This is a genomic window from Pseudomonas corrugata, from assembly GCF_050920615.1.
Lineage (GTDB): Bacteria > Pseudomonadota > Gammaproteobacteria > Pseudomonadales > Pseudomonadaceae > Aquipseudomonas > Aquipseudomonas corrugata.
Genome location: NZ_CP130434.1, coordinates 2,837,957 through 2,864,614, shown reverse-complemented (window position 1 = coordinate 2,864,614; position 26,658 = coordinate 2,837,957). Strand labels below are relative to the sequence as shown.

The following is a 26,658-nucleotide window of genomic DNA, read 5'->3' as shown; positions in this document are numbered from 1 at the left end:
TGCCAGGCCATCACCGTTGCCCCCTTTTACGCAGGACGCTTTCAATGACCACCGAAAAAACCACCGGCAATCCAATCGAAGACGTTTATCCGCTGTCGCCGTTGCAGCAAGGGATGCTCTTCCACTCCCTGCTCCACGAAGACTCCGGTGTCTATCTGATGCAGGACCGCTACCGCATCGGCGGGGCCATCGATGAAGTGGCCTTCCTGGAGTCATGGCGCCAGGTGGTGGCGCTGCACCCTTCCCTGCGCGCCAGTTTCCAATGGAAAAGCCAGAAGCAACCGGTGCAGGTGATCCACCGTGAGGTCAAGGTACCGCTGGACACCCTCGACCTGCGCGGACTTGCCGCCCACGAGCAGGAGGCGCGCATCCGCAGCCTGCTGGAAGACGAACAGAAAGTCGGCTTCAACCTGTCGAAGCCACCGCTGATCCGCTTCCGGCTGGTGCGCCTGGCCGATGAATCCTACGAATTCATTCGCAGCTTCCATCACATCCTGATGGATGCCTGGTGCATCTCCCTGGTGACGGTGGACTTCCTCAAGGTCTACGAGGCACTGTGCAACGACCGGACCCCGGAGCTGAAAAGCCCACGGCCGTTTCGCGACTACATCCAATGGCTGCAACGCCAGGATGCGGGCAAGGCCGAGCAATTCTGGCGCGGCCAACTGCAAGGCCTCAATGCGCCGACGCCGCTGACCGTGGACAACGGCGTGGCCCATGATCGCTACACCGACGCGGTGCTGGTGGACGATCAGCTGATTCACCTGAGCGAACAGCAAACCCAGGCGCTGGCGGCGTTCTGCCGTAGCCGTCGGATCACCCCGAACACCTTCTTCCAGGGCGTCTGGTCATTGTTGCTGTCGCGCTACAGCGGCCAAAGGGACGTGGTCTTCGGCGTCACCGTGGCCGGTCGTCCGGCGGACCTGACCGGCGTCGCGGAAATGATCGGGCTGTTCATCAATACCTTGCCGCTGCGGGTGTCGGTGGACCCGGATGCGCCCCTCGGCAATTGGCTGAATGACCTGCAAGGCCTCAACGTCGACATGCGCGACTTTGAGCACACGCCCCTGACGGACATCCAGGGCTGGAGCGACTTCCCCCGGGGCGAAACCCTGTTTGACAGCATCCTGGTGTTCGAGAACGCGCCCATCGACGAACAGATCCTCGAAGGCGGTTTCCAGTTCAGCCTCGAAGGCATGGACCACAGCGTGCACACCCACTACGGCTTGACCGTGGTGATCCTGCCCGGTGAGCAACTGGGCATCCGCGTGTCCTATGACCGCGAACGCTTCGAAGCCGCCACCGTCGAGCGCCTGCTGGGCCATATCGCCAGCCTCGTGGCGGGCATGCTGGCGGCACCAGATGCGCCGCTGGGCAGTTTCGAATTGCTGGCCGCCGAAGAACGCCAACAACTGTTGGGCAATTGGGCGGTCAATCCTCATGATTTCCCGCTGGATCAGAGCTACGCGCAGTTGTTTGCCCACCAGGTCGCCCAACGCGGCGGACAGGTCGCCGCCCTCTGTGACGGCGAGTCCCTGACCTACACCGAGCTGGACCAGCGCTCCACACGACTGGCCCATGCCTTGCGCAAGGCCGGTGCCGACGAGGATCAACTGATCGCCCTGGCCGCCCCTCGCGGCCTGGCGCTGTTGACCATGATGATTGCCGTGTTCAAGACCGGCGCGGCCATGCTGCCCCTGGAAGTCAATCATCCGCCCGAGCGCCTGCGGGAGATCCTCAGCCTGTCCCGCGCGCCGTTGTTGGTCGCCAGCGAAGATTGCAGCGCGCTGCTCGACCCGTTGCTCAGCGGTCTCGATCAGGCCCCCGTGGCGCTGTTCGCCGAAGCCTGCTGGAAGACTGGCAACGACGCGCCGCTGCCTGCTCTCGGCCGCCCGGACAGCCTCGCCTACGTCCTTTTCACCTCGGGTTCGACCGGTACGCCGAAGGGCGTGATGATCGAACAACGGGGCATGCTCAACAACATCTTCGGCAAGGTCCCGGCCCTGGGGCTCGGCACCGAGGACCGGATCCCGCAGACCGCTTCGGTGGCATTCGACATTTCCGTGTGGCAGTTCCTCGCCGCGCCAGTGCTCGGCGCCACCGTGCACATCCTCCCGGACGAAGTCGCCCACGACCCGCAGCGCCTGCTGCAGGTACTCGCCAGCGAACGCCTGAGCGTGCTGGAAATCGTCCCGAGCCTGATGCGCACCCTGCTCGCCCTGTGCCCGTGTGACCTGCAACTGCCGGACCTGCGCTGGGTGCTGCCCACCGGCGAAGCCCTGCCGCCGACCGTGGCCCGGGACTGGTTCGCGCGCTTCCCCGACATTGCCTTGATGAATGCCTACGGGCCGGCCGAATGCGCCGACGACGTAGCGTTCCAGCCGATCTTCGCAGCCCCGGCCGCTCACATCAGCCACATGCCCATCGGCCAGCCGACCGCCAACAACCGCCTGTATGTGCTGGACGAAGCCCTGCGTCCGCTGCCTGTGGGTGTCGCCGGGGAAATCTGTGTCGGTGGCGTCGGCGTCGGCCGTGGCTACCTGCACGATCCGCAACGCACCGCCGAAGCGTTCATCGAACATCCGCAACTTGAAGGTCGCGTGTATCGCACCGGTGACCTGGGACGCTGGCGCGCAGACGGGGTGATCGAATACCTCGGCCGCCGCGACCAGCAGGTGAAACTGCGCGGCCACCGGATAGAACTGACCGAAATCGAACACCGCCTCGCGCAGCACCCGAACGTGCGCGAAGCCGCCGTGCTGCTGCGGGAAAACAGCGTCGGTGAAGCCTGGCTGGTGGCGTACTGGTCGGCCCATGACGACACCCTGGGCAGCGACGGCCTGGGCGAGCACCTGCGGGCACAACTGCCGCCGTACATGGTGCCGGCCGCCTTCGTCTGCCTGGACAAACTGCCGCTGAACAACAACGGCAAGGTCGATCGCAAGGCCCTGGCCGCCCGGGTACTGGACTGGCAGGCCGATACCCGGCGAAGCATTGCCCCGCGCAATCCACTGGAAACCGCCGTGGCGGCCATCTGGGCCGAGGTCCTGGGGCGCGACACCATTGGCGTGGAAGACAACTTCTTCACCCTCGGTGGCCACTCGTTGCTGGCGACCCAGATCGTTGCGCGACTGCGCAACCATTTCAAACTCGACCTGCCGCTGCGCACGCTGTTCGAACAGCCCACCGTGGCCTTGCTGGCCGTGAACATCGCCGCTCGCCAGGCCGACGCCGCCGCGCCACAAGCCGTCGCCCTCAAGGCACCGAAAGCCCAGCCGCGCCCGGCCCTGTTGCCGCTGTCGTTCTCGCAACAACGCCTGTGGTTCATCGAGCAACTGACGCCGGGCACGACGCTGTTCAACATCCCGTTCGCCCTGCACCTCAAGGGCGAACTCAATGTCGAGGCGTTGCACGCCAGCCTGAACGATCTGCTGGCGCGCCACGAAATCCTGCGTACCGGCATCCACGGCACCGATGGCCTGCCCTGCCAACGCATCAGCGAATCACTGGACATCGTGCTGCCTTTCGAAGACCTGTCCGGCCTGACCGCCACCGCTCGCGAAGGTGCGCAATTCATTGCCCTGCAAGACACGTTCGAGCAGCCGTTCGACCTGACCTGCCCACCACTGCTACGTGCCCGTCTGTTGCGCCTCGCGCCGGGAGAGCACGTGCTCGGCATCGCCCTGCATCACCTGGTATCGGACGCCTGGTCGGCCACCATCGCCCTGCGGGAACTGGCCCTGGGTTATGAAGCCCGCTGCAACGGCGCCGCCGCCGAGCTGCCGGCCCTGCCGGTGCAATACGCCGACTTCGCCCTCTGGCAGCGCGAACACCTGCAAGGCGCCGAACTCAAGCGCCAGCTCGATTACTGGACCAGCACCCTGGACCGCCGCGACAGCGACGGCAGCCCGTTGCTGGCGCTGCCCACCGACCATCCACGGCCGTCAATGCAGAGCTACCGCGCCGGGATCGTCCAGCGCGAACTCAGTGCCGACCTCAGTGGCCGGGTACAAGCCTTCGCCAGCCGCCTCGGCACCACGCCGTTCACGGTGCTGTTCGCCGGTTTCGCCGTGTTGATGCACCGCTTGAGCGGCGATACCACCGTGCTGGTCGGCACCCCGGTGACCCATCGCGAACAACCGGGCACCGAAGGCCTGCTCGGCATCCTGCTGAACAACCTGGCGATCCGCACCGACTTTGTGCCACAAGCGGATTTCACCGCCCTGGTGCAACAGGTCGCCGAGCGCCTGCGCTGCGGCTTGCAGCATCAGGACCTGCCCTTCGAGCAACTGGTGGACAGCCTGCAACTGCCCCGCAGCCTCAGCCACGCACCGCTGTACCAAGTGATGGTGGCTCAGCAATTGGCCATGGAGTCGCGCTTGCGCTTCCCCGGGCTGGAAATCGAAGCGCTGGACACCCCGCTGCGGCATTCGGAATGCGACCTGGATCTGCACGTGTTGTGCCCGGCCCATGCACCGATCCAACTGGAGCTGATGTTTGCCCTGGACCTGTTCGTCGCCGACAGCGCCCGCCAGACCCTGGCCAGCCTGGAGCACTTGCTCGAGCAAATGCTCGCCGATCCGCAACGCCCAGTGGCCGCCCTGCCGCTGTTGATGGACGCGGAGTGGCAGCGTACGGCGATGGAGAGGAACCGCACCGAGATGGCGGTAGCTACGCACCTGACCTTCGCCCAACTGTTTGAACAACAGGCTGCGCCGGACACCCTGGATCCGCCACGCAGCAGCACCGAACGACAAGTCGCCATGTTGTGGTCGGAGTTGCTGAAAGTGCCGTCGACGCAGATCGGTCGCGACAGCCATTTCTTCCACCTCGGCGGTCATTCGCTGTTGGCTGCGGTGTTGTTTGCCCGTCTGCGCCAACAGTTCGCCACAGTGCCGCCGCTGCGGGCCGTGTTCGAACACCCGACCCTGGAGGCCCTGGCCGCGCTGCTGGGCGCCCCGCTGCAAGCGCCCGCAGCGACATTCGTTCCGGCGCCACGCCCGGCGCGCTTGCCGTTGTCGTTTGAACAACAACGCCTGTGGTTCCTGGAACAACTGAGTGCCGGCGGTGGTGAATACAACGTGGTCAGCGCCGTGCAACTGGACGGTAAACTCGACACCCGGGCCCTGCAAGCGGCCCTGAACAACGTGGTCCAACGTCACGAAATCCTGCGCAGCCGCATCGTGCGCGAGAGCGACGGCGAGTTGGCGCTGATCATCGAACCGCAGGTCGACATCGCCTTGCAGTCGACAGCCTTGGAAGCGACCAGCGACGCGCACTGGCAGCAATTGACCGACGACGCCATCCACGCAGAAACCGGACGCCGTTTCGACCTCGCCAGCCAAGTGCCGATCCGCGCCACCCTGCTGCAACGCTGCGGCCACGCCCAGGCCTTGCTGCTGCTCACCGTGCACCACTGCGCCACCGACGATGCCTCCAGTCAGAACCTGCTGGATGAACTGGGCCGCTGCTACAGCGCCCATTGCCAGGGCACGGCAGCCGCGCTGCCGGAACTGGTACTGCAATACCCCGACTACGCCCTCTGGCAGCGCGAGCCGGGGCAACAGACCGCGTTCAGCAGCCAGTTGGAATACTGGCGTGGGCAACTGGAGGACGGCGACTACCTGCTGGACCTGCCCACCGAACAGGGCCGCCCCAACCTACTCGCCCCGGCAGCCGGTGCGGTGCAATTGCAGCTGCCGCCTGCGCTGGTGGGACGCCTGCGACAGTTCGCCCAGCAACGCGGCGCCACCCTGTACATGCTGATGCTCAGCGCCGCGCAATTGCTGCTGGGTCGCTACGCCAACCAGCGCGACGTGCGCGTCGGCAGCCCGGTGGCCCAACGTCCGTTCGCCGAGCTGCAGCCGCTGATCGGTTGCTTCGTCAATACCGTGGTCATGCGCGCCGATCTCGATCCGAGCCTGAATTTCGAAGGTCTGCTGAATCAGGTTCGCAACCGCGTACTGGACGCCCAGCAGCATCAGGACGTGCCGTTCGACCAGGTTGTCGAGCACCTCAAGCCGGCCCGCAGTCTCGGCCAGACGCCGTTGTTCCAAGTGCTGTTCGCCATGCAGAACGCGGACTCGTCCTGCCCGCAATGGCCATCGTTGCAGGTCAGCGAACGTGCCGTGAGCGCCCAGGCCACCAAGTACGACTTGAACTGGGAAGTGTATGACGGCGAGGTGCTGTCGGTGTTGCTGGAATACCGCGCCGCGCTGTTCAGCGAAACCACCGCCCGACGCTGGCTGGAGCAATGGCAGCAATTGCTTGAAGCCATGCTCGATGCACCACAGACCCGCCTCGCGGACTGGTCGCCATTAGCGGTGACAGAGCGTCGGCGCCAACTGGTCGAGTGGAACGCCACCGAGCGTCACTACAGTGGCCCCACCGATCTGCACACCGCCCTGAGCCAACAAGCCGCCCTCAGCCCCAACGCCCCGGCGCTGGTGTTCGAAGGCCAGCGCCTGAGCTACGCCGAGCTGGATAACCGGGCTCAAGCCGTCGCCCGTGCCTTGCGTGCGGTCGGCATCGGCACCGATGACATCGTGCCGGTATGCATGGAGCGCTCGGTGGACATGGTCGTCGCCCTGCTCGGTATCGTCCATGCCGGCGCCGCCTGGCTGCCGCTGGATCCGGAACTGCCCGCCGGGCGCCTGGCCTTCCTGATCGAAGACGCTGACGCCAAGGTCAGCCTGACCCAAGCCCGGTGGCTGTCGCGCCTGCCTGCCGGCCATCAGGCCTGGACTCTCGACAGCCTGCCCCAGGCCCCGGCCTTCGACCCGATCAGCGTCGCGGCCAGCGACCTGGCCTACGTGCTCTACACCTCCGGCTCCACCGGCCAACCGAAAGGCGTGATGAACGAACACGGCGCCTTGATGAACCGCCTGTACTGGATGCAGGACGCGTTCCCGATTGGTCCGAACGACCGCGTGCTGCAGAAAACCCCGTACAGCTTCGACGTCTCGGTGTGGGAGTTCTTCTGGCCGCTGATCACCGGCGCCACCCTGGTGGTGGCCCGTCCGGATGGTCATCGCGATCCGGCATACCTCAGCCAACTGATCCAGCAGGAACAGGTCACGACGTTGCACTTCGTACCGTCGATGCTCCGCGCCTTTGTCGAGGAGCCGAGCCTGGTCGACTGCCGCAGCCTGCGCCAGGTGTTTGCCAGCGGCGAAGCGCTGCCGGTGGATCTGGTGCGGCGTTTCATGGGCCAACACCCGGCGGCACTGGTCAACCTGTACGGCCCGACCGAAGCGGCCATCGACGTGTCGGTCTGGCGCTGCTCGGTGGACGATGTGATCGTGCCCATCGGCAAACCCATCGCCAACCTGCGCCTGTACATCCTCGACGAAAGCCTGCAGCCGCTGCCCATCGGCAGCATCGGTGAGCTGTACATCGGCGGTGTCGGCGTCGCTCGGGGCTACCTCAAGCGTCCGGATTTGACCGAGGAACGCTTCCTCGCCAGCCCGTTCATCGACGGGGATCGCCTGTACCGTACCGGCGACCGCTGCCGCTTCCTGGCCGATGGCAACATCGAATACCTCGGGCGCCTGGATCACCAGGTGAAGCTGCGTGGCCAGCGTATCGAACTTGGCGAAATCGACGCTGAGCTGCTGGCGCAAAGCGGCGTTCGCGACGCTGCGACCCTGCTGCTGGACCAACGCTTGGTGAGCTTCTGGTGCGGTGACGCCGACGAGGCTGCCATTCGCAGCGCATTGAGCGACAGCCTGCCCTCGCACATGCTGCCGAGCTTCTTCGTCCAGCTCGACAGCCTGCCTCTGAACAGCAACGGCAAACTCGACCGCAAGGCCCTGGCCGCCACCCCGCTGCCGGAACACCACAGCGACCGGCCGTACACCGCGCCGCGCACTGCCACGCAAAGCGCGCTCTGCGAGTTGTTCAGCGAAGTGCTGGACTGCGCGTCGGTTGGCATCGAAGATCACTTCTTCCAGCTCGGCGGCCATTCCCTGTTGGCGACCCGACTGGTCAGCCGCGTCCGTGAACGCCTGGGGGTTTCCCTGCCGTTGGCGCTGGTGTTCGAACACCCGACGGTCGCGGCCCTGGCCGATTACGTACACGCGGCGACAGCGGACGAATCGATCACCGCGCAGCCGCGTCCGGCGGCACTGCCCTTGGGGCTGGCACAGAAGCGCTTCTGGATGCTCAGTCGCCTGGTGCCGGATTCTCGTGAGTACCACATGCCGTTCGCCCTGACGTTGCGCGGCGAGCTGCAGGTCCGCGTCTTGCGTGAAGCCTTCGAGCAGGTCAGCCAACGCCACCTGGTGCTGCGCAGCCGGATTGTCGAAGTCCAGGGCGAGCCGCAACTGCTGATCGACGATCACGGGCCGGCGCTCGCGGTCACTGCCGTTGCCACACAGGATTGGACCAAGACCTGCGCCACGGCCCAAGCCGAGTTGATGGCGCCGTTCGACCTGGCTGCCGCCGCACCTTGGCGTGCGCACCTGCTGCAACGCCAGGGCAGTGACGAAAACCTGTTACTGGTGTGCCTGCACCACAGCGCCACCGACGGCTGGGCCATGCAATTGCTCATCGATGAGCTGACCCAGGCCTACGCCGCCGGCCTCGAAGGGCAATCGCCGGGCTGGGCGCCGCTGGAGATCGACTATGTCGACTTCGCCCTGTGGCAACAGCACCCGGACACCCAGGCCCGACGCAATGACAGCCTGGATTACTGGAAAAACCACCTGGGCCAGGACGACTACCAGCTCGACCTGCCTATCGACCATCCACGGGGCGCCGAAGCCGATCGTCGAGCCCGGCAACTGATCGTCAACCTCGGTGCCCAGCGCGCCGAATCGATCCGCCAGTTCGCCCGCCAGCGCGGCACCACCACTTACGTGGTGCTGGCCTCGGCCCTGAGCGCACTGCTGGCGCGTCACAGCGGCCAGCGCGAGATTCGTCTCGGCACCCCGGCGGACCAGCGCGATCAGCCGCAATCCCAGACGTTGCTGGCCTGCCTGGTCAACACCCTGGTGATCCGCAGCGAAGTCGACCAGCGGGCCCCGGCCGAGCAATTGCTCGCCAGTCTCGAAGCCGATCTGCGTGCGGCCCAGGCCCACGCGGACCTGCCCTTCGCCACCCTGGTCGGCGCCGTCGCCCAACACCGCGACCTGAACCGCACGCCGCTGTTCCAGGTGCTGTTCTCCCTCAACTATGGCCGCGTGGACAGCAGCCAATGGCCGGGACTGGAGGTCGAAGAGCAGACGCTGCCGGTGATCGACGCCAAGTTCGAACAGAGCTGGGAAGTCCAGGATGACGGCAACGACATGACCCTGGCGCTGGAATACCAAGCGGCGCTGTTCGACGAGTCGACGATGCAACGCTGGAGCGCGCAGTGGTGTGCGCTGCTGGATGCGTTGGTGGCGGCGCCTGGGCGAACGCTGATCGAGCTGTTCCCGCAGCAGCAGGATCAGCAGCAACTGGACCGCTGGAACGCCACCGAGCGTCACTACAGCGGCCCGACCAACCTGCACACCGCCCTGAGCCAACAAGCCGCCCTCAGCCCCAACGCCCCGGCGCTGGTGTTCGAAGGTCAACGCCTGAGCTACGCCGAGCTGGATCAACGGGCGCAAGCCGTTGCCCGGGCCCTGCGTGCGGCCGGCATCGGCACCGATGACATCGTGCCGGTGTGCATGGAACGCTCGGTAGACATGGTCGTCGCCCTGCTCGGTATCGTCCATGCCGGCGCCGCCTGGCTGCCGCTGGATCCGGAACTGCCCGCCGGGCGCCTGGCCTTCCTGATCGAAGACGCTGACGCCAAGGTCACCTTGACCCAGGCGCAGTGGTTGTCGCGCCTGCCAACCGGCCATCAGGCCTGGACCCTCGACACCCTGCCCCAGGCTCCGGCGTTCGACCCGATCAGCGTCGCGGCCAGCGACCTGGCCTACGTGCTCTACACCTCCGGCTCCACCGGCCAACCGAAAGGCGTGATGAACGAACACGGCGCCTTGATGAACCGCCTGTACTGGATGCAGGACGCGTTCCCGATTGGTCCGAACGACCGCGTGCTGCAGAAAACCCCGTACAGCTTCGACGTCTCGGTGTGGGAGTTCTTCTGGCCGCTGATCACCGGCGCCACCCTGGTGGTGGCCCGTCCGGATGGTCATCGCGATCCGGCATACCTCAGCCAACTGATCCAGCAGGAACAGGTCACGACGTTGCACTTCGTACCGTCGATGCTCCGCGCCTTTGTCGAGGAGCCGAGCCTGGTCGACTGCCGCAGCCTGCGCCAGGTGTTTGCCAGCGGCGAAGCGCTGCCGGTGGATCTGGTGCGGCGTTTCATGGGCCAACACCCGGCGGCACTGGTCAACCTGTACGGCCCGACCGAAGCGGCCATCGACGTGTCGGTCTGGCGCTGCTCGGTGGACGATGTGATCGTGCCCATCGGCAAACCCATCGCCAACCTGCGCCTGTACATCCTCGACGAAAGCCTGCAGCCGCTGCCCATCGGCAGCATCGGTGAGCTGTACATCGGCGGTGTCGGCGTCGCTCGGGGCTACCTCAAGCGTCCGGATTTGACCGAGGAACGCTTCCTCGCCAGCCCGTTCATCGACGGTGATCGCCTGTACCGCACCGGCGACCGCTGCCGTTTCCTGGCCGATGGCAACATCGAATACCTCGGACGTCTGGATCACCAGGTGAAGCTGCGCGGCCAGCGTATCGAACTCGGTGAGATCGACGCCGCGGTGCTGAACCTGCCGGCCATCACCGGGGCCTGCACCCTGGTCATCGATAACCGGCTGGTGGCGTTCTACAGCAGCAGCGCGGCGCAATCGGGCCTCGACACCCTGCTCGCCGCCGAGTTGCCGGCCTACATGGTGCCGGCGGTGTGGGTCCACGTCCCGACGCTGCCGCTCAACAGCAACGGCAAGATCGACCGCAAGGCCCTGGCGGCCCTGCCCTTGCCGCAAACCCGGAAAGACTACGCCGCGCCGCGCAACGCGCTGGAAAGCCTGTTGTGCCAGTTGTTCGGCGAGCTGCTCGGCGAAAGTCTGACCGGCGGCCGCGAGGTCGGCACCAGCGACAGCTTCTTCGCCTTGGGCGGTGATTCGATTCTCGGCCTGAAGCTGATCTCACGCCTGCGCGAACACGGCTACTCGCTGACGCCACGGGACCTGTTCCGCTCGCCCACCCCGGCGGCGCTGGCCCTGGTGACCACGGCCCTGCTGACCCAGGCCGAACAGGGCGAAGTGACCGGTGCGATGCCATTGATGCCGTTGCACCAGTGGTTCTTCGATCAGCAACAACCCCAGGCCACGCACTGGAACCAGTCCGTGCTGGCCGACAGCGACCGGCGTCTGCAACTGCCTCTGGTACAGGCCACCCTGGATCGGCTGGTCGCTCACCACGACGCTTTGCGCCTGCGCTTCGCCGAGGTCGACGGCCAATGGCAAGCGCAGATCGCTCCCGTAGCGCCTGCGCAACTGACTTGCTGCGAGCACCCGGATCAACTGCTACAAGTCGCACAAAGCCTGGACCTGCAACACGGCCCCCTGTTTGCCGCGGCCCTGCTGGAAGGTGAACCGCAGCGCCTGTATCTGGTAGCTCATCACCTTGTGGTGGATGCGGTGTCCTGGACGCCGCTGCTGGAGGATTTCCAACAGCTGTATTCAGGGCTGGAGCGTGGCGAACAAACCACCTTGCCGGCGAAAACCACCTCCTACCGGCAATGGGCCGAGCACCTGCATGCCCACGCCGCCAAGGTCGCGGGCGAACAGCGCTACTGGAGCACTCAGATCAGCGTGAACCGGCCGCCGGTTGCCACCGTGGCCGAGCGCCGGACCCTGTCGGCCCGTTGGGAGGCCACCCGCACCCACCAATGGCTGACCGAGTCCCACGCAGCGTACCGCACGCAACCGGAAGAACTGCTGATCGCCGCCCTAGCCGCGACCCTGGCGGAAACCGAAGGTCGCAGCGACATCGTCGTGGATCTGGAGCGCCATGGCCGCGATGCGCCTTTCGACGGCCTGGACGTCAGCCGCACGGTTGGCTGGTTCACCACGCTGTTCCCGTTGCGCGTCAGCGCCAGCGGCGCCCGTGGCGACCAGGTGCGCAACGCCAAGGAAGCCTTGCGTGCCGTGCCGGGCCAGGGCCTTGGCTACGGCTTGCTGCGTCAACGCGGTCAGCTGTCGGCCAGCCACGGCGACGTGCTGTTCAACTACCTCGGACATGAGCAGACGCCCGAGGGCTGGTTGCGCGCCAGCAGCCTTACCCCACCGGCGGACGTGTCGCCGGCCAACCGGGTGACCCATGCTCGCGAAGTGGTGGCGTGGCTGGAGGACGGCGTGTTGCGTGTCGAATGGCACAGCGTCACGCCGGAGGCCGACAGCCGCTTGCCCGCTCGCCTGTTGGAGCACCTGCAAGCGCTGGTCGAACACTGCCTAGATCCGCAGGCCGGCGCGCTGATGCCCTCGGACTTCCCGCTCGCCAAGGCGCTGAACCAGAAGTCCCTGGACAAACTGCTGGGCAAGCTCAAGACCAAACCGAACTCCCAAAGCCAGTGAGTGGCGCAGCCGCCGCGGGGTCACTGCCTGACCACCGCGGCGCCAGCCCGACACCCACTGTTTTCAAGCCTTTGAAATGGACCAAGCCAGCATGAACAACATCGAAGACATCTACTCCCTTTCGCCGACCCAGCACGGCCTGTTGTTTCACAGTGTCTTTGAACCGGATTCGCGGGTGTACTACCAGCAATTGAGCCTGGAAATGAACGGCCCGCTGCAACTCAACGCCTTTCGCGGTGCCTGGCAAGCGCTGATGCAGCGCCACGCCGTGTTGCGCAGCGCGTTTCTCTGGGAAGAGTTGGACGACGCCTATCAGGTGGTGCAGCAGGACGTCGACCTGCCCCTGACTGAACTGGACTGGCAAGACCGCGCCGACCCACAGGCAGCCCTGGAACAATTGGGCCTGGAGCAACGGGCGCAACCCCTGGAGCTGAATGAATCGCCACTGATGCGCGTCTGCCTGGTGCGCCTGGCCCCCGAGCGCTGGCACCTGATCTGGACCTTCCATCACATCCTCATGGACGGCTGGAGCGTCGGCATCGCGGTGCAGGAATGGCTGGCGCTCTACTACGAGCAAGCCCATGGCCGACCCGCCCACTTGCCACCGACCCGCGCCTACCGCGACTACATCGCCTGGCTGGCGGAGCAGGACATGGCGGCTACCGAAGGCTTCTGGCGCGAGCAGTTGCAGGACCTGAGCGAACCGACCCCGCTGCCCAACTTTGCCGTGCGCGAGGCCGCGCCTGCAGGGGCACCTTTCGCCGAGCGAGAAAGCCTGCTGGACGACAGCGAAACCGAGCAGCTGTCACAGTTCGCCCGTCGCCACGACCTGACCATCAATACCTTGATCCAGGGCGCCTGGGCGTTGCTGCTGGGCCAACACGCCGGGCGTGACGACGTGATCTACGGCGTCACCGTCGCCGGCCGCCCGGAGAACCTGGCCGCGGTCGACAGCACCGTCGGGCTGTTCATCAACACCCTGCCGCTGCGGGTACAGTGGGCCGACAGCCCGGCGCTGGTGGATTGGCTGCAGCAGTTGCAGCACGCCAACAGCGACCTGCGCCACCACGCCTACCTGCCGCTGGGCAAACTCAAGGCGATGACCCGCATAGCCGCCGAACAGGCGCTGTTCGATTCGATCCTGGTGTTCGAAAACTTCCCGGTCACCGACGCATTGAACCAGGACACCGGCGGCTTGAGCTTCAGCGCCCCGGCCAGCGAACAGCGGGCCGACGGCATTACCCTGACCCAGGGTCGCAACCACTTCCCGCTGTCGCTGATCGTGATGCCGGACAAACAGTTGCACTACCTGATCAGCTACGACCGCAGCCGCTTCAGCGACGCCGAGGTCGCGGTGTTGTCCGCACAGTTGCGCGCGATTCTGTTGGCGATGACGGCGCAAGCCCAGTGCCGGGTCAACGAACTCGAGTGGCTAAGCCCGGAAGAACGCCAGCAACTGTTGGTACAGGGGTTCGGCGCGCAACTGCCGGTACCCCAGGACTGCCTGCACCAGCGTTTCGAACAGCAGGTTGCCGCGTACCCCGAACAACTGGCGGTACGCGATCTCCAGGTGGCACTGACCTACCGTGAACTCGATCAACAGGCCAACCGCCTCAGCCAATACCTGCGCGCCCAGGGCATCGGCCACGACAGCGTGGTCGCCCTGGCCATGGAGCGCAGTGCCGATTTCGTCGTTGCCCTGCTCGCCACCCTCAAGGCCGGCGCGGCGTATCTGCCGCTGGACATCAAGCAGCCCGCCGGCCGCCTGGCTGACGTGCTGGTAGACAGCCGCGCCGCGCTGTTGATCGGCGCCAGCCCTTCACCGCTGCTCAAGGGTCTGGCCGAGCACACGCCGACGCTGTGGCTGACCGAACAGGCCCAGGCCATCGCCACCCAGCCAGACATGCCACCCGCCGTGGCCCACAGCCCGACCGATGCCGCCTACGTGATCTACACCTCGGGCTCCACCGGCACGCCCAAGGGTGTGGTGGTCGAGCACCGGTCCATCGTCGACTACCTGACGGCAGTGCAGGCCGTGCTCAACCCGCCGGCGGCCGCCTGCTACGGCTTGCTGTCCAGCATCGCCGCCGACCTCGGCCATACCCAACTGTTCGGTGCGCTGTGCAGCGGCGCCAGCCTGTTGTTGGTAGATGAAGACAGCGGTTTCAGCCCACTGGCCCTGGCCGAACTCTTCGACCTGCATCCGGTGGATGTGCTGAAAATCACCCCAAGCCACCTCGCCGGCCTGTTGCAGGCACTGCCCGATGCCCGTCTGCTGCCCCGCGCGCTGCTGGTGTTCGGCGGCGACGCCCTCAGCCCGGCGCTGCTGGAACAGGTGAACCGCCTGGCACCGGGCTTGAAGGTGTTCAACCACTATGGCCCGAGTGAAGCGACCGTCGGCGCCATCGCGACCGAACTGCCGGCGGGCCTGCGCAGCATCGCTCTCGGCCGGCCGCTGTCGAACCGTCAACTGCAGGTGGTCGATGGCAATGGTCGCCTGGCCGCCATCGGCGTGTCCGGTGAGCTGCTGATCAGCGGTGCCCTGGCCCGAGGTTACCTGCACCGGGACGACCTCACCGCCGAACGCTTCCATGTCGATGCGAACGAGCAACGCTGGTACCGCACCGGCGACCGCGTGCGCTGGCAAGTCGACGGTCAAATCGCGTTCCTTGGCCGCGTCGACAGCCAGGTGAAGATCCGTGGCAACCGCCTGGAGCTGGGCGAAGTCGAGGCGCAGATCAAGCGCCTGTCGCCGCTGATCGAGCAGGCACTGGTGCGCGTCGTCGAACTGGACGGCAGCCCACGCCTGGTGGCCTGGCTGGTCGCCAGCCAATCGATCTCACCCGCCAAGCTGCGCAACGACCTCAGCGCCCGCGTGCCGGACTACATGGTGCCGGCGCACTTCATCACCCTCGACGAACTGCCCCTCACCCGCAATGGCAAAGTCGACGTGCAGCGCTTGCCGACGCCACAGAAACCCACCGACGACAGCGCCAGCCATGTCGCCCCGCGCAACGAAGTCGAAGCACTGCTGGCCGACATCTGGCAGGACGTCCTCAAGCTGGAACGGGTGGGCGTGCACGACAACTTCTTCGCGCTGGGGGGTGACTCGATCATCAACTTGCAGATCATCGCCCGCGCCAACCAGCAGGGACTGAAGCTCACGCCTCGGCAGTTGTTCGAAAACCGCACCATCGCTGATATCGCCCGGGGGCTGGGGGCCGATGCCAGCCAGGGCGTGGCGGAAAACCTTGCCGATGGCTACGAATTGCCACTGGGCGCGGGCCAACGGGCACGCCTGCAACAGGGCCCACTCGAGGCCACCTGGCGCTGCGTGGCGCTGGCCCAAACCATCGACAGCAACCTGCTGGGCCAGGCGATCAGCGCCTTGCAACACCATCACCAGGCCCTGCGTCTGGCACTGAAAGCGTTGCCCGAGGAGCAATGGCAGCAACGGGTACTGGGCTCGGCCAAGGCACCGATGATCAGCCACGAGAAACTGGCCGTGTGCGACCCACTGCACTTGCAGGCCCTGGCCCAGGCCGGTGTCGACGCGCTTGAACTGGACGCCGGCCAGACCTTGCATGCCTGCCTACTGGACGTGGCTGGCAAGCCGTCCCTGCTGCTGGCCGCTCACCCCCTGTGCGTGGACGAGGCATCCTGGTCGCTGCTGCTCACCGACCTCAACCTGGCGTTGGCACAACTGATGTATCACCGGCCGGTGCGCCTGTCCTATACAGGTGGCGATTTCAGCCAGTGGACGCGACACCAGCAGGCACACGCCCAAAGCGATGCCCTGGACGATGCCTGGGAGCACTGGCTGCAGTACGCCGGCCTGGAGCCGCTGCAACTGCCGGAAAGCGAGCAACCCAGCAGCGTGATCGAGCAAACTCTGCCAGCCACCACCTCCAGCGAACTCAAGCGCGTTGCCGAGGTGCTGCAGCTGGACTGGAACAACCTGCTGGCCGCCGCCGTGGTCGAACAATGCCGTGAGCTGGGCGGCGACGGCATGATTGCACTGAGCGTTCAAGGCACCCGCCCCGCCGCCGAGCGCTTGCCTGTCGATGCGCCCATCGCCGTGGCCGACCTCGAACCGGCACGCATCCTCGGCCCGCTGGATCTGGCCGTGCCGTACTTCCTCCAGACCGAAGGCGACAGCTTGCTGCAACGGGTGCAGGCCTTGGTCGCGCAGATGCGCGCTTACCCGCAACATGGCGTTGATTACGGCGCATTGCGTTACCTGTCGGACAACACTTACCTGCAAGAGCCCCTGCGCGATCTGCCGGCGGCAGCGGTCACCATTCGCTGGCTGGGCAACCTCGACAGCCATCGCGAAGCACACGGCATCCTCGCCCAGGTCGAAGCGGCGAACCCGTCGACAGCGTCGACCTGTCCGCTGACCCTCGACGCCTGGTGGCAGGACGATTGCCTGCACCTGCGCAGCCAGGGCGCCCTCGCCGCCAGCTGGGCGCCGCGGCTCATGCAACGCTTGAGCGAACTCGCCGGATTACATACCGCCACCGACCTGCGCCCCGCCAGCCAGGCTTTCCCGCTGTGCCACAAGCAAGCGGCGACCCTGGCGGCCGAGCCTCTGGACTGGTTGAACATCGAAGACGTCTACCCGTTGTCGTCGATGCAACAGGGCATGCTCCTGCATACCCTGCTGCAACCCCACAGCGGCATCTACCTGATGCAGCAACGCTACAGCTGGGACGGCGTGTTGCAGCGCCCGGCGATGGAAGCGGCCTGGCAGTTGTTCCTGCAACGGCACCCGATGATGCGCACCGCGTTCTGGTGGCAGGAAGACCATGAGCCGCTGCAATGCGTCTACCGGCAAACCCATCGGGCTTTCGACTGGCAGGACCTGCGCCATCTCGATGAAGAGCAGCAGCGCCTGGCGATGGACCAGGCCCTGGAAGCGCAACGCCTGCAAGGCTTCGACATGGCCTGCGCGCCGCTGACCCATCTGCGGGTGTTCCAACTCGATGAGCGCCGCTTCGCTGTGGTGCGCAGCTTCCACCATATCCTCACCGATGCCTGGTGCTTCGGTTTGTTGATGGAAGACCTGCTGGCGATCTACCAGGCCCTCGTGCGCCAGGAGCCCGTGGCCCGTCCGCGCCTGCGTTCGTTCCGAGGCTACATGAGCTGGCTGGAGCGCCATGACATGGCCGCCGCGCACGCCTTCTGGCAAGCGGAAATGGCCGGTTTCAGCGAGCCGACGCCGCTGCACGTGGACAGCCCCGTGGCCCGCCCCGAGCAGGCGCCGGAGCAGGTCGGCGATTTCGACCAGACCCTGAGCATCGCCCAGACCCAGCGTTTGCAGCAGTTGTGCCAGCAATACCAACTGACCCCCAACACCTGGATCCAGGGCGCCTGGGCATTGTTGCTGTCGCGCTACAGTGGCAACCGCGACGTGCTGTTCGGCGTCACCGTGGCCGGTCGCCCGACCGATCTGGCCGGTGTGGAGGAAATGGTCGGGCTGTTCATCAACAGCCTGCCGCTGCGGGTCGATGTCGACCCACAAGCGCCGGTCGCCGACTGGCTGCAAGCGCTGCTGTCGCACAACGCGCAATTGCGCGAGCACGAAAGCGCATCACTGGTGGACATCCAGCGTTGCAGCGAAGTCCCCCGCGGCCAGCAGTTGTTCGACAGCCTGGTGGTGTTCGAAAATGCCCCACTGGACATCAGCAGCGTGCAACTGGATGCCTTCAGCATCGACATCTACGAAGACCGGGTGCATACCAACTTCCCGATGACGGTGGTGCTGTACCCCGGCGACCGCCTGGGCATTCGCCTGTCCTATGACAGCCAGCGCTTCAGCACCGACACCGTGCAGCGCATGCTCGGTCATCTGGTGCAACTGCTGTCGAGCATGCTCGATCAGCCGCAAGCGCCCCTGGGCAGCCTGCACATGCTCCCCGAAGCGGAGCGCCAGCAGCTGCAGATCGAGTGCAACCGCAGCGCCGTGGACTTCCCGCTGGAGCGCGGCTACGCGGCGCTGTTCGCCGATCAGGTGCAGCGCCGTGCGCAACACCTCGCCGCGGTCTGCCAGGGCCAATCGCTGACCTACGCCGAACTGGATCGCCGCGCCAACGCCATCGCCCACTCGCTGCAAGCGTCCGGCGCCGGTCCGGAAACCCTGGTGGCGCTATTTGCCGAGCGTGGCCTGGCCTTGCTCACGATGATGATCGCCACGCTCAAGGTCGGAGCCGCATTCCAGGCCCTGGACATCCAGCAACCGCCCGCCCGCCTGGCGGAACTGCTGAACCTCGGCGAAGCGCCGCTGCTGCTGGTCTGCGAGCACGCGACAGCGACGCTGGACAACGTCCTGCCGCAGATGAACCGGCAACCCACCTGCCTGATCGCCCAAGCGCTCTGGCAAGGCGGCGAACGAGCACCGGTTACGTATTCGCACAACCCTGACCAACTGGCCTACGTGATCTTCACTTCGGGCTCCACCGGCACGCCGAAAGGGGTCATGGTCGAACAACGAGGGATGCTCAACAACATGTTCGGCAAGATGCCGAGCCTGGGCCTGGGCGAGCACGACCGGATTGCCCAAACGGCGTCCGCGGCGTTCGACATCAGCGTGTGGCAGTTCCTCGCCGCACCATTGTTCGGCGCCACCGTGCATATCCTTCCCGATGCCCAGGCCCACGACCCGGTGGCCCTGCTCGACGCCGTCCAGGAACACGGGCTGACGCTGCTGGAAACCGTGCCGGCGCTGATCCGGGGCATGCTCCAGGAGAGTCAGGCCCATCACAACCTGGCAAGCCTGCGCTGGCTGCTGCCCACTGGCGAGGCCCTGCCACCGGCCCTGGCGCGGGACTGGTTCGCACGCTTCCCGGCCATCCCGTTGATGAACGCCTACGGCCCGGCGGAATGCTCGGACGACGTCTCCTTCCACCCGATCACCGAAGCCCCGACCGACGATTGCCTGCACATGCCCATCGGCAAACCCACCGCCAACAACCAGGTGTTCGTGCTGGATTCGGCGCTGCGCATGGTGCCCCTCGGCGTTCCCGGTGAGTTGTGCATCGGCGGCGTCGGTGTGGGCCGCGGTTACCTGCGTGACCCGCAGCGCACCCAGGAAGCCTTTGTCCCGCACCCGTTCCAGGCGGATACGCGCCTGTACCGCAGCGGCGACATCGGCCGGATGCGCGCCGATGGCGTGATCGAGTACCTCGGCCGTCGCGACCAGCAAGTGAAGATCCGTGGTCACCGTATCGAACTGGGCGAGATCGAAAACCGCCTGATGCAGCATCCGGCGGTGGACAGCGCCGCCGTCCTGGCGCTGCCCGATGCCCGGGGTGCCTTGCAACTGGTCGCCTGGTACGTGCTCGACAGCACTGCCGACCTGGGCGGCGAATCCGCGCAACAGCTGCTGAGCGCTTACCTGGGCACGCAACTGGCGCACTATATGGTCCCGGCCCGCTGGCTGGCGCTGGAACAATTGCCGTTGAACGCCAACGGCAAGGTCGACCGCCGAGCCCTCGCCGCCAAAGGCGTGCCTCAGACCGAGACCACCGATGAGCTGTGCGTGGCACCGCGCACCGCCACCGAGCAGGTCCTGGCAGAACTCTGGCAGGAGATCCTCGGCCTGGACAGCGTCGGCGTGCACGATGACTTCTTCGCCATCGGCGGCCACTCGCTGCTGGCTACCCAAGTGTTGTCGCGGATCCGTCGGCGCCTGAACGTCAGCCTGCCGCTGCGCACGCTGTTCGAACGCGGCACCCTGGAGCAACTGGCCGCAGCGGTCGATCAGCAGCGCGACACCCAGGTCGCGGCCGAGGGCGACAACGAAATCGCCCTGGCGCCACGTCACCAGCCGCTGCCGTTGTCCTACGCCCAGCAGCGCTTGTGGTTCCTCGATCGCTTCGAAGGCCCGAGTGCCGCCTACAACATGAGTACGGTGGTGAGGTTGCGCGGGACACTGGATATTCCGGCGTTGCAAGCGGCATTGCAGACCGTACTGGAGCGCCACGAGTCGTTGCGCACTGCCTTCCACCTCAACGGTGACCAGCCCTGCCAGGTGATCAGCCCGGCACCGCGGGTCGACCTCACGCCGACCGAGTTGGGTCAACTGGCCGGCGAGGCGCAGGCAAGCACAATGCAACGCCTGATCGACGAGCAGGCCGGCACTCCATTCGACTTGCAACAGGCGCCGATGCTGCGCGCCAACCTGCTGCGCCTGGGCACGGACGATCATGTGCTGCAATTGGTGCTGCATCACATCGCCACGGACGCCTGGTCCATGGGCATCCTCGTCCAGGAACTGATCGTCGGCTATCAGGCGTACACCAGCGGTTCGACGCCGGCCCTGCCGGTGCTGCCGGTGCTGCCGATCCAGTACGCCGACTATGCCTACTGGCAACGCAGCGAAGCGCAGCAGCGCCTGTTGGCCCGGGCCATCGACTACTGGCGCCGGCAACTGCACGGCGCACCGACGCTGATCCCGCTGCCGCTTGATTGCCCACGCCCGGCACGTCCCGATTACCAGGGCGCGGCCCTGGAGCAACGGTTCAGCCCGGCCCAGACCCGGGTGCTCAAGGCGTACGCGCAAAAGCAACGAGCGACGCTGTTCATGGTCCTGCTCAATGCTTTCAACAGCCTGATGCAGCGCGCCACCGGGGCCAGCGATTTCATCGTCGGCACCGACCTGGCCAACCGCGAACACCCGGCCCTGGAACACCTGATCGGGTTCTTCGTCAACGTGCTGCCGATCCGCGCGCGACTGAGCGAAGGCGACACCTTCGACGCTCGCCTGCAACGCTTGCGTGAAGATTGCCTGTCGGCCTTCCAGCATCAGCAAGTGCCATTCGACAAGCTGGTGGAAGAATTGCAACCGCCGCGCACGCCGGGGGTGAACCCGCTGGTCCAGGTGCTGTTCGTCATGCAGAACACGCCAAGCGGCAATGCCAACCTGTCGGACCTTGAGGTGGAACACCTGGTATCGCGCCAGGAGAGCAGCAAGTTCGACCTGGCGGTGTTTGTCGAGGAAGACGAAGAACAAGGCCTGAACGTACGCTGGGTGTACCGCACCAGCGTATTGCAGGAAGCGACCGTCCAGCGTTTCGAGCAAGGCTTCGAAAGCCTGGTCGAGCAGCTTGCCTCAGCTTCCGGGCCGGCACTGGACCACTGGTCCTGGCGGCTTGAGGAAGGCCAGGGCAGCACCGCGCCCGCCCTGCCCGACTCGCCCGCCGACGACGCCACGGCCCGCAGCGCCCGCAAGCTTTCCAAGCTGAGCAAGCTCAAGCAGACCCGCGCCACCGCCGTCAGCCAGCTGGCCCACGAACAGGTGCGCAGCCGCAGTCTGATCCCTGGGCAACCCCTGCCGTTGGTGATCGAGCCGTTGCTGAGCGACCTGGATCCGGTGCACTGGGCGCTGCAAGCCCGGGAATGGATCAACGGGCAATTGCGCACCCACGGCGGCCTGTTGTTCCGTGGCTTCAACCTGCCGGACGCGGCCGCATTCGAACAGTTCGCCCAGGCCATCGAACCGGACCTCTATGGGACTTACGGCGATCTGCCGAAAAACACCTCCGGCAAGAACATCTACCATTCCACGCCGTACCCGGAACAACACATGATTCTCTTCCACAACGAGAGCTCGCACCTGCCGCAATGGCCGCGCAAGCAGTGGTTCTATTGCGAGACACCGTCCCCCGTAGGCGGCTGCACACCCATCGTCGATTGCCGGCAGGTACTGGCGCGGTTGCCGAACGACATCGTCACCCGCCTGAAAACCCACGGCCTGCTCTATGTACGCCACTTCACCGACAAGCTGGACGTACGCTGGCAGGACTTCTTCAAGACCGAACAACGCGAGGACGTCGAACGCCAATGCCGGGCATCGGGCATGCGCTGGGAATGGCTGGGGGCCGATAACCTGCGTATCGCCCAGCACTGCCCGGCGATTGTCGAGCATCCCGACACCTTAGAGCTGTCGTTCTTCAACCAGGTGCAACTGCACCACACCGCCTGCCTGGAGCCTGAAGTGCGCAGCAACCTGATCAATCTGTTCGGCCCGGAGCACCTGCCGCGCAACGTCTACTACGGCGATGGCAGCGTGATCGAAGATGCGGTGATGGACGTGATCGGCGCGGCATACGAGGACTGCGCCGTGCGATTTACCTGGCAAAAGGGTGACATGGTGATGCTCGACAACATGCTGGTGGCCCACGCCCGGGACCCCTTTGAAGGCGAGCGCAAGATTTGTGTTGCCATGGGCCAGATGATGCGCCGCGAACAGCTGACGGGGCATCTGCCCCAAGCGCAGCCGCTGCCGGTGGCGGAGGTGCTGGCATGACGGCTTACGAAAAGCGTGAAGAAGCCTTCGCCCTTTCGCCACAGCAGCGCAGCCAGTGGCTGGGTGGGTTGCCGCCGGTAAAGCTGGAACTGGAAATTCGCGGTGAGTTGGCGCTGGAGCGCCTGCAACAACGGCTCGCCGCGTTGAGCGCTTGTCACGAAGCCCTGCGCTTGCGGGTGCGGCCGGAGCCGGGCTTGCTGACGCCGTTGCAGGTCATTGAATCCACCGTCACCGCAGCCAATGGGATCACCGTCGAGGTGCCATCGATGGAGGCCGACCGGCACCGGGTCGTGCTGCAACTGCCGGCGCTGAGCGCGGACCGCGGGACCTTGCTGCGCCTGGTGCAGGCACTGGCGTCGGTGGAGGCACCGGCGTTCGACGACGAAGCCATGACCTACACCCAGTACAGCGCCTGGTTGTACGAATTGCAGACCGACGACGATGCCGAGCAGGGCCGGCGCTTCTGGGCAACCCAGGCGCTGGACGAATCGGCCGGCGAATTGCTCTACCGCCAGGTACGCAGCGATCGCGCCGATACGCCGGTGACCACCCGCCTGATCGCCACGCCACAGCTGGGCATGGCCCTGGACCGTTTTTGCCAGCGTCATGGGGCCTCGCACGAGCAGGTGCTGATGGCCGCCTGGGGCGTCCTGTTGCAGCGCTTGAGCAGCGGCGACAGCCCGGCGCTGACCTTGAACTGGGTGCATGACTGCCGTGACGACTACGAAGAACTCGCCGACTGCTGGGGGCTGTTCGCCAAGCCCCTGCCCTTGCGTTGGGAAGCGGCTCCCGAGCACTCGTTTGCCCAAGCGCTGGCCAATCTGCAGACGCTCTGCGAACACGCTACCGAATGGCAGGAATATTGCGGCGTCAGCACTGCGCAGACGGCCGAAGCCTCGCATTACGGCTTTCAATGGGGTGCTCGCCTGCCTGGGCCACTCGGTGTCTTCGGTAGCAGCGCATCGACGCTTGCCGTGCTGGACCTCCAAGCTGTCCCGTCGGGCATGGAACTGCTGCTGGTGGCCGAAACCATCGGCGGCGACTATCGCCTGAACCTGTCTCACCCGCCGAGCCGCTACAGCGAACAGGCCGCCACGACACTGCTGGAACAGTTGCAGTCGCTGCTGCTCGATGCCCTCGCCAACCCGGACAAACCACTGTCGCAACTGTCGTTGCAGGCGCCGGGCTTCGCGGCGACGCTGGCCGCCTTGCAGCCCTCACTCGACGTGCCGCCGGTGTTTACCAGCGTGCCGGAGCGCATCAGCGCATGTGCCGCGCAGTTCCCCGGGCACTTGGCCCTGCGCGACCACAACGGTCATTTGAGCTATGCCGAACTGGACGCACGCAGCAACCAACTGGCCCATTACCTGCGCGCACAGGGTGTCGGCCGCGAGGACCGCGTGGCGTTGTACCTGGATCGCTCGGTGCAAATGGTGCTGGCCATACTCGCCGTGCTCAAGAGCGGCGCAACGTTCATCCCGCTGGATGCCCAGCAGCCCGCGCAACGCTCCCTGGCGATCCTGCAGCAGGCGCAACCGGCCTTCGTCCTCAGCGGCGCGGCCGGCAACGCACCCGCCCTGCCGTCCGTCGTCAGCCTCGACCTGCGTAATGAAGCCGCCTGGCAACAAGGGCCGACGAGCGCACCGGACTTCGACATCCAACCCCAGGACGCAGCCTACGTGCTGTTCACCTCGGGCAGCACCGGCACGCCCAAAGGCGTCATCGTTGAACACCGTCAGCTTGGCAGCTATGTCGCCAGCGTTTCCCAGCGCCTGAAACTCATGGCGGGCGAGCGCAGCGCAGTGGTTACGTCGCTGGCGGCCGACCTCGGCTACACCCTGCTGTTCCCGGCATTGCTCAGCGGCGGCGAATTGCACCTGCTGGACAAGGAAACCGCCATGGACGCCCAGGCCTGGGCTGCGTGGCAGATGCAATACCCGATCGATCACCTGAAGATCGTGCCGTCGCTGCTCGATGCCTGGTTGATCCATGCCCAAAGCGCTGCGGTGCTGCCGCGCAAACAACTGATTCTCGGCGGTGAAACCTGCTCGCGGCGCCTGCTGCAGAGCATTCGCAGCCACGCGCCGGCACTGACGATCTTCAACCATTACGGCCCTACCGAAACCACGGTCGGAGTGGTGATGCACGCTGTCGAACCGGCGGTGGACTATCGTCGCCTGCCCCTCAGCGACCGTCTCGACGGCATGCGCCTGTACTTGCTCGACGACCAGCAGGCCCTGGCCGCTCCCGGCCAAAGCGCCGAGCTGTATATCGGCGGCCCGCAACTGGCACGGGGCTATCTGGACCCACAACAAAGCGCCGACCGCTTTATCGAACTGCCACAATGGCCAGGCGAATGCCTGTATCGCACCGGCGACATGGCCCGTTATCTTCATGACGGCAGCCTGGAAATCACCGGGCGCGCGGATCGCCAGGTGAAAATCCGCGGCTTTCGCGTGGAACTCGACGAGATACAGGCGCAATTGACCCGCCTGCCCGGCGTTGCTCAAGCCGCCGTGGAATGCATCCCTCGGGGCGAGCTCGGCCAGCAACTGTTCGCCTTCATGACCCTGGTGCCCGGGCATTCGACCAGCGTCGCCCGGCTGCACGGCCAGGCCCAGGACTGCCTGCCGGACTACATGCTGCCGACCTTGCGGATTGTCGAGGCACTGCCGCTGATGGGTAACGGCAAGCTCGACCGCAAGACGTTGCAGCAATGGGCGGACAAGGTGCTCGACACGGTCGGCAGCGCCCTGCCGCGCACCCCGCTGGAGGCCTTGCTCGCCGACGTCTGGGCGCAAGTGCTGGGCCTGGAGCGGGTGGGTATCGACGATGACTTCTTCGAACTGGGCGGCCACTCCCTGGCGGCGGTGACGCTTGCCAGTCGCCTGCAGACCGCGTTGTCGGCACCGGTGACGGTCAATGCGGTGTTCAACGCCCCCAGTGTCTCGGCCTTTGCCGCGCTGGTGCAGGCCGAGCTCAAGCTCTCGCCGCTGGTCAGGTTGTCGGCGCTCAACGTCGAAGCCGCCAATCTGTTCTGCTTCCACCCGTCCACCGGCCATGTGCAGGACTACCGCACGCTGCTGGCCCCTCTGCAATCCTGGAACCTCTGGGGTTTGCAGGCGGCCTACCTGGCCGAGAACAGCACCGCGCTGGACGGCAATATCGAGAGCCTTGCCGCGCTCTACGTCGAGCACCTGCGCCAACAGCAACCCCACGGCCCCTATCACCTGCTGGGCTTCTCCCTCGGCGGACTGCTGGCGATTGCCGCGGCCGCGCGCCTGGAAAGCCAGGGCGAGCAAGTGGCCTTTCTCGGCATCATCGACTCGCAATACCAGCATCAGGCGCCGGAAGACAGTGTCGAAGCGCTGCTGGAGTCGGCTTCTCAGGCGCTGACCCTGGACAGCCAGACGCTGATGCGTCAGCTGCCGCCGCCCATCATGACCGCGTTGACCGCGCAACTGGGCGCCCTGCCCCCCGCGGCACGCCTGGCGGAACTGGTGCAGTGGGCTCGCCAGCAAGGCCTGCAACTCGATGGCGACAGTTGGGAACACCTGCAAACGCGGTTGCGCTACCAGCAACACACGCAGCACCTGCTGGCCAGCTTCAAGCCTGCACGGTTAAGCTGCCCGGTTCATGTCTGGTGGGCCAGCGACACCCTGGCCCAGTCTGAGTTCGTCGACCCGCATTGGGAACGCCTGAGCAGCGGGCCGCTGACCCGCGAAGTCGTCCAGGCGCAGCACCTCACCATCCTCGAGCAAGGCGCCCTGCACCAACAATTGGCGGCGCGTCTCGAGACATTTGCGACACACGGAGCGGTTTGAA

The 26,658-nt window shown here is 65.9% G+C and carries 3 protein-coding genes; all 3 read left to right on the top strand.

The window, feature by feature from the left end; genetic code table 11:
• The first annotated feature begins 44 nt into the window (after positions 1-44).
• The 3 genes from QZH45_RS13025 to QZH45_RS13015 all read left to right on the top strand — a co-directional run bounded on the left by QZH45_RS13025 (position 45) and on the right by QZH45_RS13015 (position 26,657).
• Positions 45-12,524 carry an amino acid adenylation domain-containing protein gene (locus QZH45_RS13025; protein WP_432783775.1) on the top strand — a complete coding sequence of 4,160 codons (12,480 nt, stop codon included), beginning with the start codon at positions 45-47 and terminating at the stop codon, positions 12,522-12,524.
• Between the two features lie 91 nt (positions 12,525-12,615).
• Positions 12,616-22,833 (top strand): non-ribosomal peptide synthetase, encoded by a 10,218-nt coding sequence (locus QZH45_RS13020; protein ID WP_069018534.1) that lies wholly within the window; start codon positions 12,616-12,618, stop codon positions 22,831-22,833.
• The gene (locus tag QZH45_RS13015) at positions 22,830-26,657 is read left to right on the top strand and encodes a non-ribosomal peptide synthetase (RefSeq protein ID WP_055135412.1); all 3,828 of its coding nucleotides are present in this window, start codon (positions 22,830-22,832) and stop codon (positions 26,655-26,657) included. Before QZH45_RS13020 ends, QZH45_RS13015 begins: the two co-directional genes overlap by 4 nt.
• The last annotated feature ends 1 nt before the right edge of the window (position 26,658 follow it).